The sequence below is a fragment of the Brucella sp. 22210 genome (assembly GCF_052045675.1).
Taxonomy (GTDB): domain Bacteria; phylum Pseudomonadota; class Alphaproteobacteria; order Rhizobiales; family Rhizobiaceae; genus Brucella.
This window is the reverse complement of record NZ_JBQEPD010000010.1, coordinates 74,992-89,110: the sequence shown is the minus strand read 5'-3', so window position 1 is coordinate 89,110 and position 14,119 is coordinate 74,992. Positions and strand designations below refer to the sequence as shown.

The window sequence follows — 14,119 nt, the reverse complement described above, 5'->3', positions numbered from 1 at the left end:
CCGGCCATGACGAGAAATATTGTCAGCTTCGTCGGGTGTGATCGCCCGACGAAAGTTCACCGGCTAACCCAGGCGATTGCCGCAAGGCTGGAAGCGGAAGACGATGTGTCGATCACGCATCTTGACCTGTCGCATGCCGGGCCGAACCTGTTTACCGTCAATCGCAAGGCGCTCGACCGGCAATCCGAAAGCCTCATTTCGGAGATCGAGCATTGCGATGCCTTAATCGTCGGCTGCCCGGTCTATCAGGGAAGCTATCCCGGCCTTTTCAAGCATGTGTTCGATCTCGTGCATCCATTGGCGCTGCGCGGTCGCCCGACCGTGCTGTGCGCGGTGGGCGGCGGGCATCGTCACGCGCTGGTCGTCGAGCATCATCTGCGTCCGCTCTTCGGCTTCTTCGAAGCGGGAACCGTCGCAACCGGCATCTATGCCTGTTCGTCGGAACTGGAACCGGACGGGCTGTTGCCTCCGGCCCTCGAAGCGCGGATCGACAGCGCCGTCGACCAGATGAGAAAGCAATTGGTCCAGTCACACCAAGCCAGCGGCATAAGGTGGAAAGATGTTGAATTACTCGAGCAGTTTTGAAAAACGCACGGTCGAAATCCGGGGCAAAACCGTCACCTATCTCATAAAAGGTGAAGGCAAGGATGTCGTCTTTCTGCACGGAACCGGGACATTTCCCGGCTTCGACAGCCTCGCCGATATTGCTTCGCGAAACCGGCTCATCATTCCGTTTCATCCGAATTTCGGTGAAAGCGACGATGATGCTGATATCGTGCAGATGGGCGACTATGTGCTCCATTACATGGATTTCTTCGATACGCTGGAGCTGGACCAGTTCAGCCTCGGCGGCTTTTCGCTGGGCGGCTGGATCGCCGCTGAATATGCGATCAGACAGCCGGACAGGCTCTCGGCGCTGTTTCTTACAGCACCTGCCGGTCTTGACCTTCCGACCATCCCTCTTCCCGATCTGTTTCAGGTCGCGCCTGCCGATATCCCTGCCCATCTGGCGCACGATCCAGCGGTCGCGCTCCGCTATTTCCCATCTGCGCCCGACAGCCGGTTCGATGCAGCGCTTGGACGCGAAATGGGCGCGCTGGCGCGGGTCCACGCAACCGACGGCCGCGGCAATCAAAAGCTTGGCCATTGGCTGCACCGGCTGAACATGCCGACCCTGATCCTCTGGGGCGAGGAAGACCGGGTTATCCCCGCGCAATATGCCGAAGAGTGGCAGCGCGGAATCGCCGGCGCACGGCTGGAGAAGCTGGGCGCAACCGGCCATCTGCTGTTTGAAGAGACGCCGGCGGCGGCGACACTTGTGCGCGATTTCCTGTCGACGGTCTGAGGTCCGTTTTCAAGCATTGGGCACCGCACGCTCCCGCTTGGGAGCATCATGAAGTTGCAGGTAAAAATAAGGGGAACCAGACCATGCAATGGGAAAGCCTATCGGACTTCGATCAATCCAGAATAAAGCGCTGGCAATGGGGCATGCTGGCGCTGGCGCTGTTATGCGAGATGTTTCTCGCCGCCGACTGGTACGCCTTTGCGGCGGTGATACCGTTCATTTCGGAAACACTTCAGCTCGATTCCGCGCAGGCCGGTCTGGCGCAGGGGATCTTTGCGCTGACCTATGGTCTCGGCATGATTGTCTGGTCGCAACTCAGCCGCCGCATGAATGCGCGATCGCTGCTGCTGATTGGTCTGTTCTGCACCGCCATCGGCATGGTGGCGCAAGTCTATGTCCAGACCTACGCCCAGCTGATTGCGCTGCGCCTGTTCATCGGTTTCTTCGACGCGGCAATTTTCCTCGGCAATATGAAACTCATCATCGGCTGGTTCCCGCAGAAGCGTCGCGGCAGCATGATCGGCTTGATCCTCGCCGCCTATAGTCTTGCAATCACGCTGGACTTCGCGATTGGCATTCCGCTTTCCATCACCTATGGCTGGCGCACTTTCTTCGCCATTCTTGCCATCGGTACGCTGGTGACGGCAGCTGGCGTACTGCTCTTCACCCGCAACAATCCGGCCCATATCGGCTTCAAGGATTTTCGCTGGGAACCGGAAAAGCAGCAGACCTCCACGGCGTCGCTATCCAGCATCTTCCGCTCGAAATGGATCATCGTCGGCAGCCTCGGTATTTCGGCATGCACGATGGCCATTGCCGGAACTGCCACCTGGGTCATTCCCGGTTACATCGCCGTGCATCAGATGCCGGTGGAAGACGCGGCCCTGATCGGCACCTTGATGGGGCTGTCGCAGGTCGTGTTTCTCGTCATCGGCGGTTACGCCGCCGACCGCCTGAACAAAACGGGGATGATCAAGTTCGGAACCGTGCTTGCCGTTCTCGTCGCGGCAATGTTCACCCTCGGCATGGCGGTACCGCTTGGCTTTGGTTGGCTTATCCTGATGGCGCTTTTGAGCGGCGTGGCGCTTTTCGGCGGCGGCGCGATCTTCGCCTTTCTCAGCGAAAAATATCCGGAAGAGCTGGCGACGGCAGCAGTTGGCTATGCCGAGATTTTCGCCATCCTTGCGACCTTCATTTCGCCCTGGGTCATGGGCGTGGTCATCAAGGTTTCGGGCGGGTCTTTTGTCAGCGCCTTTCTGACTTTCGCCATCATGGAAGCGATCATTCTGGCCATCATTTTGGTGGTCACGCGCGAGAGCTTCAGCCTGAACGACGACAAGGTCGCCATTGCCGCCAGCGGTAACGGCATTTCGGGCGAGGCCTCCCGTTCCTGATCCAGGACCTTTGCGGATGCGGCGGTTGCGAATGACAGGTCGCATCCGCCTTTTTCTCTGGCTTCTTTCCGCAACCGATATTAACACCGATGAGAGCGCCTTGTTGCGCCTGATGCCGAACCGCATCGGGCGCATGACTGTTGCAACCATGATCTAAAGCGAGGGAATTCATGGAGGAACGCTTCTCAGGTACGGTTCTGGCTTCCGAGCATCTGGAAGAGAATCCCGCGCGTTCGCTGGGCGAGATCGGCCTGAACAGTTTTGCGCCCTACCTGATGAACCGCCTGATGGCGCGCTATAATGCGAACCTCGCGGATGGGCTGAAGGGCCGCCAGATCACGACGGTCAAGCTGCGCACGCTTGCCGTCCTTAGTGTCACGCCTTCGGCCACGATCAACGAGCTTGCGGTCTTTACCGTGACCGAACAATCGACGATGAGCCGCACGCTCGATTCGCTTGAAGAGCAGGGTTACATTCGCCGTCAGGCGCGCGCCGAAGACATGCGCATCCGCGATATTTCGATGACTGAAGAAGGGCGCAACATCTTCAACGAAGCATGGCCGACTATGTATGACCTGCTGTTGCAGCTGTTTGAGGGCATTGATGAGGACGAGCACCGCGCCTTTGTCGGCACCTTGCAGAAAATGCTGCGCAATATCCGTAAAAACGAACTTTGAAATTATGCTGAATAATAAGCCGATCCGCTTTTGAAAGCGGATCGGTTTTTTTGTTGCTTAGAGCATTTCCAGCAAAAGTGCGTAGCGGCTTTGCGTAGGATAATGCGTAAAAACAAATAGATAGAGCGGTTCCACGATTCCGTTTTAACCGGAACCGCTCTAGTCCGTCGAGCGTGACGGGATCAGCGCGGTCGCCACGGCTGCCAGTGCGGCCACAATGGCAAAGATGTAGAAGTTCCATTGCGGGCCGACATTGAGGCTTGCGATCAAGCCTCCCAGAAGCGGGCCCGACAGTGCGCCAATGCGCGAGAAGCTCAGCGCCCATCCGGTTCCGGCAGAACGGATTGAGGAATCGAGCCGCTGCGCCAGAAAGCCTGTCAGGACCAGCGACGCCGATACGGTGCCGAAACCGGCAATTGCGACGAACACATAATTCATCAGCAGCGAGCCCTTGAAGGCAAGCGCCACAATACCGAGCGCACCCAGCGCATAGGAACAGGCTACCGTACGGCGCACGCCGAAGCGATCCGCCCATGTACCCAATACAATACCGCCGATTGCCGAGCTAAGGCTGAAAACAGCAAGGAACAGCAGGCTATTGCCGAGATCGTAACCGTTCTTGCGCATGATCTGCGGCAGCCATTGCGCGAGACCATAGACCAGCAGCAGCCCCATGAAGAGCGCGATCCAGAAGCAGGCGGTTTCGAACGCCTTTTTCGGCGAGAAGATTTCATTGAAAACGGTGCGCCAGCCAACCTTGCCATGCTTGCGGACAATCGCGGCTGGAACCCCGACGCCCATGCGCTGCGCCGTCTTGCGCGCCGCATCATGCTTGCCGCGCTGGACCAGCGATTCCACGCTTTCCGGCAGGAATGCGAGGAAGATCGGAACGAACAGCAACGGCACCGCGCCAATCAAAACGATGGTGCGCCAGCCATGGGCTTCAAGAAAACCGCGGCCGCAGAGCGCGGCGGCGAGCAATCCCATCGAATAACCCGAATACATGAGCCCGTAATTGAAGCTCTTCTTCTTCACCGGGGAATATTCAACCGTCAGCGCTGCGGCGACCGGAATAATTCCGCCAAGACCAATGCCCGAAATGAATCGGCTCAATCCGAAGATGAAGGGTGTCGGTGCCATCGCGCTGACAATCATGCACAGCGAAAACACGGTGATGCAGGCGACGAACAGCGGCTTGCGTCCATGAAGCTCGCTCAGCGTGCCTGCCAGAATACCGCCGATCAGCATGCCGATCACCGTATAGCTGCCGATAGCGCCAAGCTCGATCGGCGTCAGCTGCCAGACCGGATCGACGGACAAGGCGGGAAGAATGGCCCCGATAACGCCGACATCATAGCCTTCCGCGAAAATCGCAAGCCAGCACAGGCCAACGACGAGCAGACTCTTGCCTGCCGATATTTCCTTTCCGGCAATAGCCGGCGCGTCTATGCTCTGGGCTTGAGACATAGCTTTCCCCTTTTTTTGAATAGGCGAGGCGCGCCCTTTGATCAGAGCGTCGCGATTGTTTTCAGCGCGCCATCAAGCGCAATGCCCTGTTCATCCAGCAGGGCCGCTTGTCGCAGACGCCGCAGCCAGGCTGCGCCATCGTCCCGCTCGCTTAGAGCCGGCAAGGCGGATAGGACGCGGTCGAATTTCGACAGGCCACGCGAATGCGTATCGGAATAACCCTTGACCAGACGGCGACAGCCAAGAACCTCAACCGCGAGATCATAGTTCTTGGGCAAGGCGGCCAGCGCCTGTGCCAGCCAGGCTTCACAATGCTCGGTCTCGCGCTGATGGCGCAGGCTGCCGCGCCGGAAACGACGCAGGCCCGACACGACATAAAGCCCGGTGAACCAGAACAGCGTTCCCGTATTCACCCTGCGACCTTTGCTGATGCGCTTGTCGAGCCATGCAAAGAGCTTCGGGCGATTTTCGATCCATGCCCCGATGCCTCTCGGCAATGTGCCGCACACTTCTTCCATGCGCGGATGCATATATTCGGTCGTATAGGCGATCTGATCTTTCTTGAGACCGATTTCCTTGCGTACCCGCTCGAACCGCGAGCCGCGCACCTTGATATCGGCCACCCGAACCACATCGTCATAGGCCATGGCCACAGCGACATATTTCGCCGCCTGTACGGTGAAGGCAAAGCCATGCGCCGTGCCGCCATTGGCAAGATCGGCCCTGAGCATCGCGGCGCAACGGTTCAGATATTCATCGGCATAGGCCGGGTCCTGAAACTCGGTCAGTTTCTTGATGCCCGCGAAAAGCATCGGATGGCATTCGCCCGGAAACTCATTGCGGATGCGCTTGATAAGCCCGTCCAGTGCTGGATGCTCAGCTCGCTCTGGCAGAGGATCCAGCCGCTTTGCAGGCGTTGCCGCCAGCTTGTCATTCGCACCGCCAAGTGCGCGCTGATAGGCAGCATCAAAAGCTCTCAGACTTGCCTCGATGCCTTTACCGCCGGACTTGATGGTTGTTTCAAAGGCGGCTTTGTCGAAAGGCAAAGCACCGGAAGCCGCAAGCGCGCCGAACAAAGCCGAAGACACCACGCTGCCGCTTTTCGTTGCCAGCGCTTCCATATCGAAAGCGATGGTTTTGCGCGCAGCAAAGGCTGTCGCATCCTCGACGACCACCGGATTGCCGATGCCGTCACCCGGCTTTTCCTTTTCGCCCACCGCGAAAGAGCGATGGGTGGAGGTGATGAGCAAGGTCTTGTCCGGCGTCACGAGGCCGCGCAGCACCGAGCGCCCCGCTTCCATCAACTCAGCCGCAATGACGATATCGACGTCGCCGGGTGTTGGCATCAGCGACAGGATCGGATGCGTCCCCTCGCGGGCCCGCAACAGCTCAAGATAATAGATCGTCGCGCCAGTTCTCTGCGCCACACCGGGCACGGAGGTGGTCTGCGCAACCCAGCCATTATTTTCCGCCAGTGCCACAACCCAGTCGGCGAGAACGCCGCCGCCCTGCCCGCCCATGGCGAGGATGGCAATCGATAGCGGTTTGTCCTGCGAAAGAAGAGCGGACGGCGATGCATTCAGTGTAGACATGGCCTGTTCCTCAATCCGCAAAGACAATGCGCGATGCGCGGCGGCGCTTTTGCAGCCAGCCAATGACGCCCGAGCGCAGGCGATGCACGAACTTGTCCCAACCCGTCGGATTGTGGATGACATCGGCGCGATAGAAGGACGGGCACAGAACCGCCGCTTCCGAAACCTCACCGCAATTGCCGCAACCAACGCAGGAATTGTCGATGGCCGCGACCGGATCGTCCTTCAGCGGATCGTCGGTGTGCTTCACCGAAAGCGAAGGGCAGCCCGACAGACGAATACAAGCGTGATCGCCGGTGCACACATCCTCATCGACACCGAAACGCTGCTTGACCATTCGCTTGCCGTCTTTAACCGCCTTGGCGAATTGCGGCTTCACACGGCGCTGCTTGTTGAGCATGCATTCCGACGACGCCACGATGATCTTCGGGCCTTTTTCTTCCGTCGTCAGCGCTTCTTTCAGCGTGTCGCGCATCTTTGCAACGTCATAGGTGTGGTCGATCTGGCGAACCCAGCCTGCACCAATTCCCTTAACCGCATCGACGATGGAATTGTTGGTCTTGCGACGCGGATTGATCGCCCTGGAGGACATTACGTCCTGACCGCCCGTCGCCGACGAATAGTAATTGTCGACCACGAGGATGACGCCATCCTGCTTGTTGAAGACGGCATTGCCGACCGAAGTGGCAAGACCATTGTGCCAGAAACCACCATCGCCCATCACCGAAATGGAGCGTTTGCCCGCTGGCACGTTGAAAGCGGAAGCCGAGGCCGGACCAAGGCCGTAACCCATGGTCGTGCCACCGAGATTGAACGGCGGCAGAATGGAGAACAGGTGGCAGCCAATATCGGCTGAAACGTGATGCTCGCCCAGCTCCTTCTCCACCAGCTTCATGGCGGCAAAGATCGGGCGTTCCGGGCAACCGGTGCAGAAACCGGCGGGGCGCGGCGGCACCACTTCTGCCAGCGCCTTGACGCGTTCATCGGCCAGAACCGGCGATGGATCAGGCAGCGGCGGACGGTTGCCGAGCAATTGCGGTGCATGCGCATCGAAGAATGCCGTCAGGCCCTTCAGAAGCACAGGCGTTGTGTATTCGCCGCCCAGCGGCAGCACATCCTTGCCAGACAGTTTTGTCTGGATATCGCGGCGGCGCAGCAGCGTATGCAGCGCCTGCTCGATATATTCAGGCGCGCCCTCCTCCAGCATCACCACGGCTTTCTTGCCGGCAACGAAGTCTATGACTTCATCGTCTATCATCGGATAGGCGACATTCATCACATAGAGAGGAACCCGGCTTTCGCCGTAAACATCGGCCAGCCCCATTTGCTGCAAGGCGCGCATAGCGCTGTTGTAAAGCCCACCCTGCAGGATGATGCCGACATCGCCCTCTTGCGGGCCGAAATATTCATTGAGACGATTGGCTTTGACGAACTCGACAGCAGCGGGCCAGCGCTTCTCCAGCTTTTCCTTCTCGTGCAGGAAAGATGCTGGCGGCAGGACGATACGGTTGACGTCGCGCCTCGGATTTTCCAGCGCTTCGGCAAGCGTGTGGGCAGGCCGCTTGTTATCCTTCGCAACAAACTGACCATGCACATGGCAGCTGCGAATGCCGACCTGCAACATGACCGGCGTGTTGGAGGCTTCGGACAATTCAAAGCCTTTTTCAACGGCTTCCACGATCGAAGGCAGATTGGGCCGTGGCGTCAAAAGCCACATTTGCGATTTCATCGCATAGGCATGGCTGCGCTCCTGCATGATGGAGGAGCCTTCACCGTAATCCTCACCGATGATGACCAGCGCGCCGCCGGTTACACCACCGGAGGCAAGATTGGACAGGGCATCGGAGGCGACATTGGTGCCAGCCGTCGATTTCCAGGTGACCGCACCGCGCACCGGATACATCACGGAAGCGGAAAGCATGGCCGCAGCCGCAGCTTCCGATGCGGACGATTCGAAATGAACGCCCAGATCTTCCATCACGTCCTTCGCATCGGCGAGAACGTCCATGAGATGGGAAATCGGCGAGCCCTGATAGCCGCCGACATAGGAAACGCCTGACTGCAACAGCGCCTTGGTGATGGCGAGAATGCCTTCACCGCTGAAAATATCGCCTTCGCCGAGCTTCAGATCCTCGACTTCACGGGCGAATGAGCGCTCCGCCATGACAATTCCCCTTTTCCGTTTGCCGGAATATCAATTCATTTGCATCAGCATATTTTCTAATTCTAAACTGTGTCAATAGCGCTTTTCAGAACGATTATAATTATTGCATTTGCATATTTCTGTTTGAAGCGTTTTCCGCGCTCCATGACGGAATGTGAGAATGGCCGCGATTTTTTCGCTTGACGTGTCAGAGCACACAATTATATTTTAAGCTTAAAATAATTAACCGGCTCCGTTCGGCGAATATCGCTCGGCAGCAAATCGGAAAGGGAACTCGACATGCGTATCGTGTGTATTGGAGGAGGTCCGGCTGGCCTTTATTTCGGCCTTCTGATGAAGAAGCTTCATCCTGAGCATGACATTACGGTTGTGGAACGGAACCGCCCCTATGACACCTTCGGCTGGGGTGTGGTGTTTTCCGACGCGACCATGGAGTCCATGAAGGTCTGGGACCCGGAAAGTGCAGCCGAAATTCAGGACGCCTTCAATCACTGGGATGATATCGAGGTACTGTTCAAGGGCACGCGCCAGCGCACCAGCGGTCATGGCTTTGTCGGCATCGGCCGCAAGCGGCTGCTCAACATTCTTCAGCTGCGCTGCGAAGCGCTGGGCGTGAAGCTTCAGTTTGAAACCGACGTGGAAAGCGATCTCGATTTCCCCGATGCCGATCTCATCATCGCTTCGGACGGCCTGAACTCCCGTATTCGCAATCGCTATGAGGATGTGTTCGAGCCCGATCTGATCGTGCGGCCCAATCGCTATATCTGGCTTGGCACGGAAAAGCTGTTCGACGCCTTTACCTTCGATTTCCGCAAGACCGACCACGGCTGGTTCCAGGCGCATATCTACAAGTTCGACGACAAGACCTCGACCTTCATCATCGAAACCACCGAGGAAGCCTATCTGGCGCACGGGCTGGACCAGATGGACCAGACTGCCTCCATCGATTTCTGCGAAAAGCTTTTTGCGGAGACGCTGGAAGGCGTACCGCTGATGACCAATGCGCGCCATATGCGCGGCTCGGCCTGGCTGAACTTCAACCGCCTGATCTGCGGAAAATGGAGCCACTTCAACGGCAATTCCCACGTGGTTTTGATGGGCGACGCAGCCCATACCGCGCATTTCGCCATCGGATCTGGCACCAAACTTGCCATCGACGACGCGATTGAACTGGCCAACCAGTTCCAGAAGCTCGGTCACGGCAAGGAAGGCATTCCTGAAGTGCTGCATGCCTATGAGGAGATCCGCCGGGTCGATGTTGCACGCATTCAGAATGCTGCGCGCAACGCCATGGAATGGTTCGAGGTCGTCGGCCAACGTTATGCCGACACGCTGGAGCCGGAACAGTTCATGTATTCCATGCTGACGCGTTCGCAACGCATCAGCCACGAAAATCTGCGTCTGCGCGACAAGAACTGGCTCGAAGGCTATGAGCGCTGGTTTGCCCGCAAGCAGGGGCTGAACGTGACGGAAGACGAGCGTTGCCTGCCGCCAATGTTCACGCCCTATACGCTGCGCGGCGTGACGCTGCCAAACCGCATCGTCGTGTCGCCAATGGCAATGTATTCCGCAACCGACGGCCTGATCGACGATTTCCATATGGTGCATCTGGGCAGCCGCGCCATGGGCGGTGCGGGACTGGTCTTTGCCGAAATGACCTGCGTGTCACCAGATGCGCGGATCACCCCCGGCTGTCTCGGCGTCTGGAACGACGCACAGGCCGAAGGCTGGAAGCGCGTTGTCGATTTCGTGCACGGCAACAGCAATGCCAAGGTTGCTATGCAGATCGGCCATGCCGGACGTAAAGGCGCGACCAAGCTTGCATGGGAAGGCATTGACCAGCCGCTGGACGACGGCGCGTGGCCGCTGCTGTCTGCCTCCGCCCTCCCCTACCTCAAGCACAGCCAGACGCCGAAGGCGATGGACCGCGCCGACATGGATCGGGTGAAAGCGGACTTCGTCGCCGCCACCAAACGCGCGGCAGAAGCTGGCGTCGATTGGCTCGAACTGCACTGTGCCCATGGCTATCTTCTGTCGAGCTTCTTGTCGCCGCTCACCAACCGGCGCGACGACGAATATGGCGGCAGTTATGAAAACCGTGCACGCTATCCGCTGGAAGTCTTCCACGCGGTCCGCGAAGTCTGGCCGCAGGATAAGCCGATCTCGGTTCGTCTTTCCTGCCACGACTGGTTTGAAGGCGGCAACACGCCGGAAGATGCAGCCATCTTCGCGGATATGTTCAAGGCCGCAGGCGCCGATCTGATCGACTGTTCGTCGGGTCAGGTCTGGAAGGAAGAAAAGCCGGTCTATGGCCGTCTGTTCCAGACTCCGTTCTCCGACAAGATCCGCAACGAAATCCACATTCCGACGATTGCCGTCGGTGCGATTTCGGAAGCTGATCATGCGAATTCGATCATCGCCGCTGGACGCGCCGATCTCTGTGCCGTGGCACGCCCGCATCTTGCCGATCCGGCATGGGCGCTGCATGAGGCGGCAAAGATCGGTATCAACTCCATCGCGTGGCCGAAGCAATATCGCTCCAGCAAGTATCAGTATGAAGCCAATCTCGCCCGCGCAGCCGCAGCACCACAAGGCGCGAAATAGAGCCGGTGAGATAACGGAGAGATTGCGATGAACGATCCGGCTGTTGACCTTGCCCTTTCTGGCAAACATGCGCTGGTTACCGGTGCCGGTAGCGGCATCGGCGCTGCTATCGCGGTCGGTCTTGCGCGCGCCGGGGCGAATGTGACCCTGGCGGGCCGCCGCCGCGAACCGCTGGAAGCAACTGCCGCCCTGTTGGACTGGCAGCGATGCTTCATTGCCGATGGTTTTGATGTGACAAACCGCGAAGCCATTGAGACCGGCCTGAACGGTGCGCGCGCCGCATTCGGGCCTGTCAGCATTCTTGTTAATAATGCCGGGGAAGCGCCGAGCGCACCTTTCGAGAAAACCAGTCTCGATATGTGGAGCCGCGTTCTCGACGTCGATCTGACCGGCGTCTTCAATGTGACGCAGGCGACCCTCGATGACATCAAGGCGGGCGGCAAAGGCGGGCGCATCATCAATATCGCGTCGACGGCGGGGCTGAGCGGTTATTCCTATGTCTCGGCCTATTGCGCTGCAAAGCATGGGGTCGTCGGGTTGACCAGAGCGCTGGCGCTGGAACTGGCCCGTAAGGGCGTGACGGTCAATGCCGTGTGCCCGGGCTTTACCGATACGCCGATCATTGCTCGTTCGATCCAGGCCATTGTCGCGAAGACCGGGCGGTCGGAGGACGATGTCCTGGCAGAATTCGTCAAGGCGAACCCGCAGGGACGCCTGATACAGCCGGAGGAAGTGGCTGAAACCGTGCTGTGGCTCACATCGCCCGGCGCGCAATCGATAACTGGACAGGCGATAGCAATCGCCGGTGGGGAGGTAATGGCAGGATGAACGACGGCACAATTTCGATGGCGAGCAATCTGAAGCCTTTCAAGGATTATCAGGCCGAGCATTTTCTGTGGCAGACGAGCGAAGACGGGCGCGTTGCAACGCTGACCCTGAACCGCCCGGACCGCAAAAATCCGCTGACATTCGAAAGCTATGCCGAGCTTCGCGACCTGTTTCGCAATCTCGTCTATGCCTCCGACGTGCGCACAATCGTGCTGACCGGCGCTGGCGGAAACTTCTCGTCGGGCGGCGATGTGTTCGAGATCATTGAACCGCTGACCAAAATGGCGATGCCCGACCTTCTGGCTTTCACGCGCATGACGGGTGATGTCGTCAAGGCCATGCGCAAATGTCCGCAGCAGATCATTGCCGCCGTTGACGGCATTTGCGCTGGTGCTGGCGCTATTCTGGCCATGGCATCGGATTTGCGCATCGCAACACCGGAAGCCAAGACAGCCTTCCTCTTCACCCGCGTCGGTCTCGCGGGCGCAGATATGGGCGCATGCGGCATTCTCCCGCGACTGATCGGTCAGGGCCGCGCATCGGAACTGCTTTATACCGGCCGTTTCATGAGCGCTGACGAAGGCGAGCGCTGGGGCTTCTTCAATGCGCTGCATCCGCAGGGCGACCTCATCGGCAAGGCCGAAGCGCTGGCGCGCAACATCGCCGATGGCCCATGGTTCGCGCATGGCATGACCAAAACCATGCTCAATCAGGAATGGGCGATGGGCATTGAAGAGCTGGTGGAATCGGAAGCACAGGCGCAGGCCATCTGCATGGCGACGCAGGATTTCCGTCGCGCCTTCGAGGCTTTCGCAGCCAAGCAGAAGCCCGTTTTCGAGGGGAACTGACGATGGATAGTTCCGCAGCAAAACCGCTCGCGCGGGAGCATCTCGACTGGCCTTTTTTTGAAAAAAATCACACCGACTGGGCCGTGAAGCTCGATGCCTTTGCAGCGAGCCCGGCGCTGGCCGATGTCGATCACAGCGATACCGACAATGCCTGCCGCGCTTTGGTGAAAGCGCTGGGCCAAGCCGGGCTGCTGGAAGCGGCGGTCAGCCTGACGGGCGGCGAAGGGATCGATTCCCGCAAGCTGTGCATTGCCCGCGAGACACTGGCCTATCATGACGGTCTGGCCGATTTCGCTTTTGCCATGCAGGGCCTCGGCACCGGCGCGATCAGCCTGACGGCATCGGACGAACTCAAGCAGGCCGTGCTGCCGAAAGTGGCAAGCGGCGAATGGATTTCGGCTTTTGCCCTTTCGGAAAAACTGGCGGGGTCCGACGTGGCCGCGATGAGCTGCGCCGCCAGAGTCGATGGCGACCATTATGTGCTCGACGGTGAAAAGACCTGGATTTCCAATGGCGGCATCGCCGATGTCTACACCGTCTTTGCACGCACGGGCGAAGCGCCCGGAACACGGGGCATTTCGGCCTTTGTGGTTTTTGCTACCGATCCCGGCTTTTCCATCGCGGAGCGCATCGATGTGATTGCGCCGCATCCGCTGGCTACGATCCGCTTCGACAATTGCCGCATCCCGGCCTCGCGTCGCCTCGGCGCGCCGGGCGAGGGCTTCAAGATCGCCATGCGCACGCTCGATATTTTCCGCGCATCGGTTGCGGCAGCGGCACTTGGCTTTGCACGCCGTGCAGCCAGCGAGGCGCTGTCCCATGCGCGGTCGCGCCCGATGTTCGGCGGTGCATTGGCCGACTTGCAGCTGACGCAGGCCACGCTTGGAGACATGGCGACCGATATCGACGCCGCTGCGCTTCTGACCTATCGCGCAGCATGGCGGCGCGACGTTCAGAAGCTGAACACGACCAAGGAAGCCGCAATGGCCAAGATGGTTGCGACGGAAAACGCCCAGCAAATCATCGACAAGGCCGTGCAGATGTTTGGCGGTCGCGGTGTGAAAAGTGGCGAAATCGCCGAGCGGCTTTATCGCGAGATCCGCGCACTTCGCATCTATGAGGGCGCAACGGAAGTGCAGAAACTCATTATCGCGCGCGAACTACTGAAGGCAAATTAAAGCCCGCCACCGCGCGCATTTT

12 protein-coding genes are annotated in these 14,119 nt (G+C 58.9%); 9 read left to right on the top strand and 3 right to left on the bottom strand.

Translation table 11 applies throughout. The features are described 5' to 3' along the window. The first annotated feature begins 6 nt into the window (after positions 1-6). The 5 genes from ACTJKP_RS14520 (at position 7) to ACTJKP_RS14500 (ending at position 3,416) form a co-directional block, all read left to right on the top strand. The gene (locus tag ACTJKP_RS14520; RefSeq protein ID WP_440631134.1) at positions 7-585 is read left to right on the top strand and encodes an NAD(P)H-dependent oxidoreductase; all 579 of its coding nucleotides are present in this window, start codon (positions 7-9) and stop codon (positions 583-585) included. Beyond that, positions 560-1,345, top strand: coding sequence for an alpha/beta fold hydrolase (locus ACTJKP_RS14515; RefSeq protein WP_440631133.1), 786 nt, complete (start codon positions 560-562; stop codon positions 1,343-1,345). The genes ACTJKP_RS14520 and ACTJKP_RS14515 overlap by 26 nt, the downstream gene beginning before the upstream one ends. An 83-nt stretch (positions 1,346-1,428) precedes the next feature. Next, the gene (locus ACTJKP_RS14510; protein WP_440631132.1) at positions 1,429-2,739 is read left to right on the top strand and encodes an MFS transporter; all 1,311 of its coding nucleotides are present in this window, start codon (positions 1,429-1,431) and stop codon (positions 2,737-2,739) included. Between the two features lie 31 nt (positions 2,740-2,770). Continuing rightward, positions 2,771-2,896, top strand: a complete 126-nt coding sequence (locus ACTJKP_RS14505; protein WP_280993381.1) for a hypothetical protein — start codon at positions 2,771-2,773, stop codon at positions 2,894-2,896. Positions 2,897-2,909: 13 nt separating this feature from the next. Next, positions 2,910-3,416, top strand: coding sequence for a MarR family winged helix-turn-helix transcriptional regulator (locus ACTJKP_RS14500; protein WP_078338198.1), 507 nt, complete (start codon positions 2,910-2,912; stop codon positions 3,414-3,416). A gap of 159 nt (positions 3,417-3,575) precedes the next feature. Here ACTJKP_RS14500 and ACTJKP_RS14495 read toward each other — a convergent pair whose 3' ends face one another. Genes ACTJKP_RS14495 through ACTJKP_RS14485 form a run of 3 tightly spaced genes read right to left on the bottom strand, consistent with a single transcriptional unit; the run spans position 3,576 to position 8,639 of the window. Beyond that, positions 3,576-4,883: an MFS transporter gene (locus ACTJKP_RS14495; protein ID WP_440631131.1), complete on the bottom strand. Its 1,308-nt coding sequence runs from the start codon at positions 4,881-4,883 to the stop codon at positions 3,576-3,578. 41 nt (positions 4,884-4,924) lie between these two features. Beyond that, positions 4,925-6,475, bottom strand: coding sequence for an indolepyruvate oxidoreductase subunit beta family protein (locus ACTJKP_RS14490; protein WP_440631130.1), 1,551 nt, complete (start codon positions 6,473-6,475; stop codon positions 4,925-4,927). A gap of 10 nt (positions 6,476-6,485) precedes the next feature. Next, positions 6,486-8,639: an indolepyruvate ferredoxin oxidoreductase subunit alpha gene (locus tag ACTJKP_RS14485; protein ID WP_138786189.1), complete on the bottom strand. Its 2,154-nt coding sequence runs from the start codon at positions 8,637-8,639 to the stop codon at positions 6,486-6,488. 279 nt (positions 8,640-8,918) lie between these two features. Between ACTJKP_RS14485 and ACTJKP_RS14480 the strand changes: the two genes are divergently transcribed. The 4 genes from ACTJKP_RS14480 to ACTJKP_RS14465 are packed head-to-tail and all read left to right on the top strand — an operon-like array spanning position 8,919 to position 14,097. Next, positions 8,919-11,243 carry a bifunctional salicylyl-CoA 5-hydroxylase/oxidoreductase gene (locus ACTJKP_RS14480; RefSeq protein ID WP_440631129.1) on the top strand — a complete coding sequence of 775 codons (2,325 nt, stop codon included), beginning with the start codon at positions 8,919-8,921 and terminating at the stop codon, positions 11,241-11,243. A gap of 27 nt (positions 11,244-11,270) precedes the next feature. Next, entirely contained in the window at positions 11,271-12,071 is an 801-nt protein-coding gene (locus ACTJKP_RS14475) for an SDR family NAD(P)-dependent oxidoreductase (protein WP_078338193.1), read from the top strand. After that, positions 12,068-12,919 (top strand): enoyl-CoA hydratase family protein, encoded by an 852-nt coding sequence (locus ACTJKP_RS14470; protein WP_138786192.1) that lies wholly within the window; start codon positions 12,068-12,070, stop codon positions 12,917-12,919. The genes ACTJKP_RS14475 and ACTJKP_RS14470 overlap by 4 nt, the downstream gene beginning before the upstream one ends. Positions 12,920-12,921: 2 nt before the next feature. After that, positions 12,922-14,097 (top strand): acyl-CoA dehydrogenase family protein, encoded by a 1,176-nt coding sequence (locus ACTJKP_RS14465; protein WP_440631128.1) that lies wholly within the window; start codon positions 12,922-12,924, stop codon positions 14,095-14,097. Positions 14,098-14,119: the final 22 nt, after the last annotated feature.

Coding starts and splice junctions, on each gene's coding strand:
- ACTJKP_RS14490 (WP_440631130.1), bottom strand. CDS start 6,475: ATGTCTACACTGAATGCATCGCCGTCCGCTCTTCTTTCGCAGGACAAA.
- ACTJKP_RS14470 (WP_138786192.1), top strand. CDS start 12,068: ATGAACGACGGCACAATTTCGATGGCGAGCAATCTGAAGCCTTTCAAG.
- ACTJKP_RS14510 (WP_440631132.1), top strand. CDS start 1,429: ATGCAATGGGAAAGCCTATCGGACTTCGATCAATCCAGAATAAAGCGC.
- ACTJKP_RS14465 (WP_440631128.1), top strand. CDS start 12,922: ATGGATAGTTCCGCAGCAAAACCGCTCGCGCGGGAGCATCTCGACTGG.
- ACTJKP_RS14500 (WP_078338198.1), top strand. CDS start 2,910: ATGGAGGAACGCTTCTCAGGTACGGTTCTGGCTTCCGAGCATCTGGAA.
- ACTJKP_RS14515 (WP_440631133.1), top strand. CDS start 560: ATGTTGAATTACTCGAGCAGTTTTGAAAAACGCACGGTCGAAATCCGG.
- ACTJKP_RS14485 (WP_138786189.1), bottom strand. CDS start 8,639: ATGGCGGAGCGCTCATTCGCCCGTGAAGTCGAGGATCTGAAGCTCGGC.
- ACTJKP_RS14495 (WP_440631131.1), bottom strand. CDS start 4,883: ATGTCTCAAGCCCAGAGCATAGACGCGCCGGCTATTGCCGGAAAGGAA.
- ACTJKP_RS14475 (WP_078338193.1), top strand. CDS start 11,271: ATGAACGATCCGGCTGTTGACCTTGCCCTTTCTGGCAAACATGCGCTG.
- ACTJKP_RS14480 (WP_440631129.1), top strand. CDS start 8,919: ATGCGTATCGTGTGTATTGGAGGAGGTCCGGCTGGCCTTTATTTCGGC.
- ACTJKP_RS14505 (WP_280993381.1), top strand. CDS start 2,771: ATGACAGGTCGCATCCGCCTTTTTCTCTGGCTTCTTTCCGCAACCGAT.
- ACTJKP_RS14520 (WP_440631134.1), top strand. CDS start 7: ATGACGAGAAATATTGTCAGCTTCGTCGGGTGTGATCGCCCGACGAAA.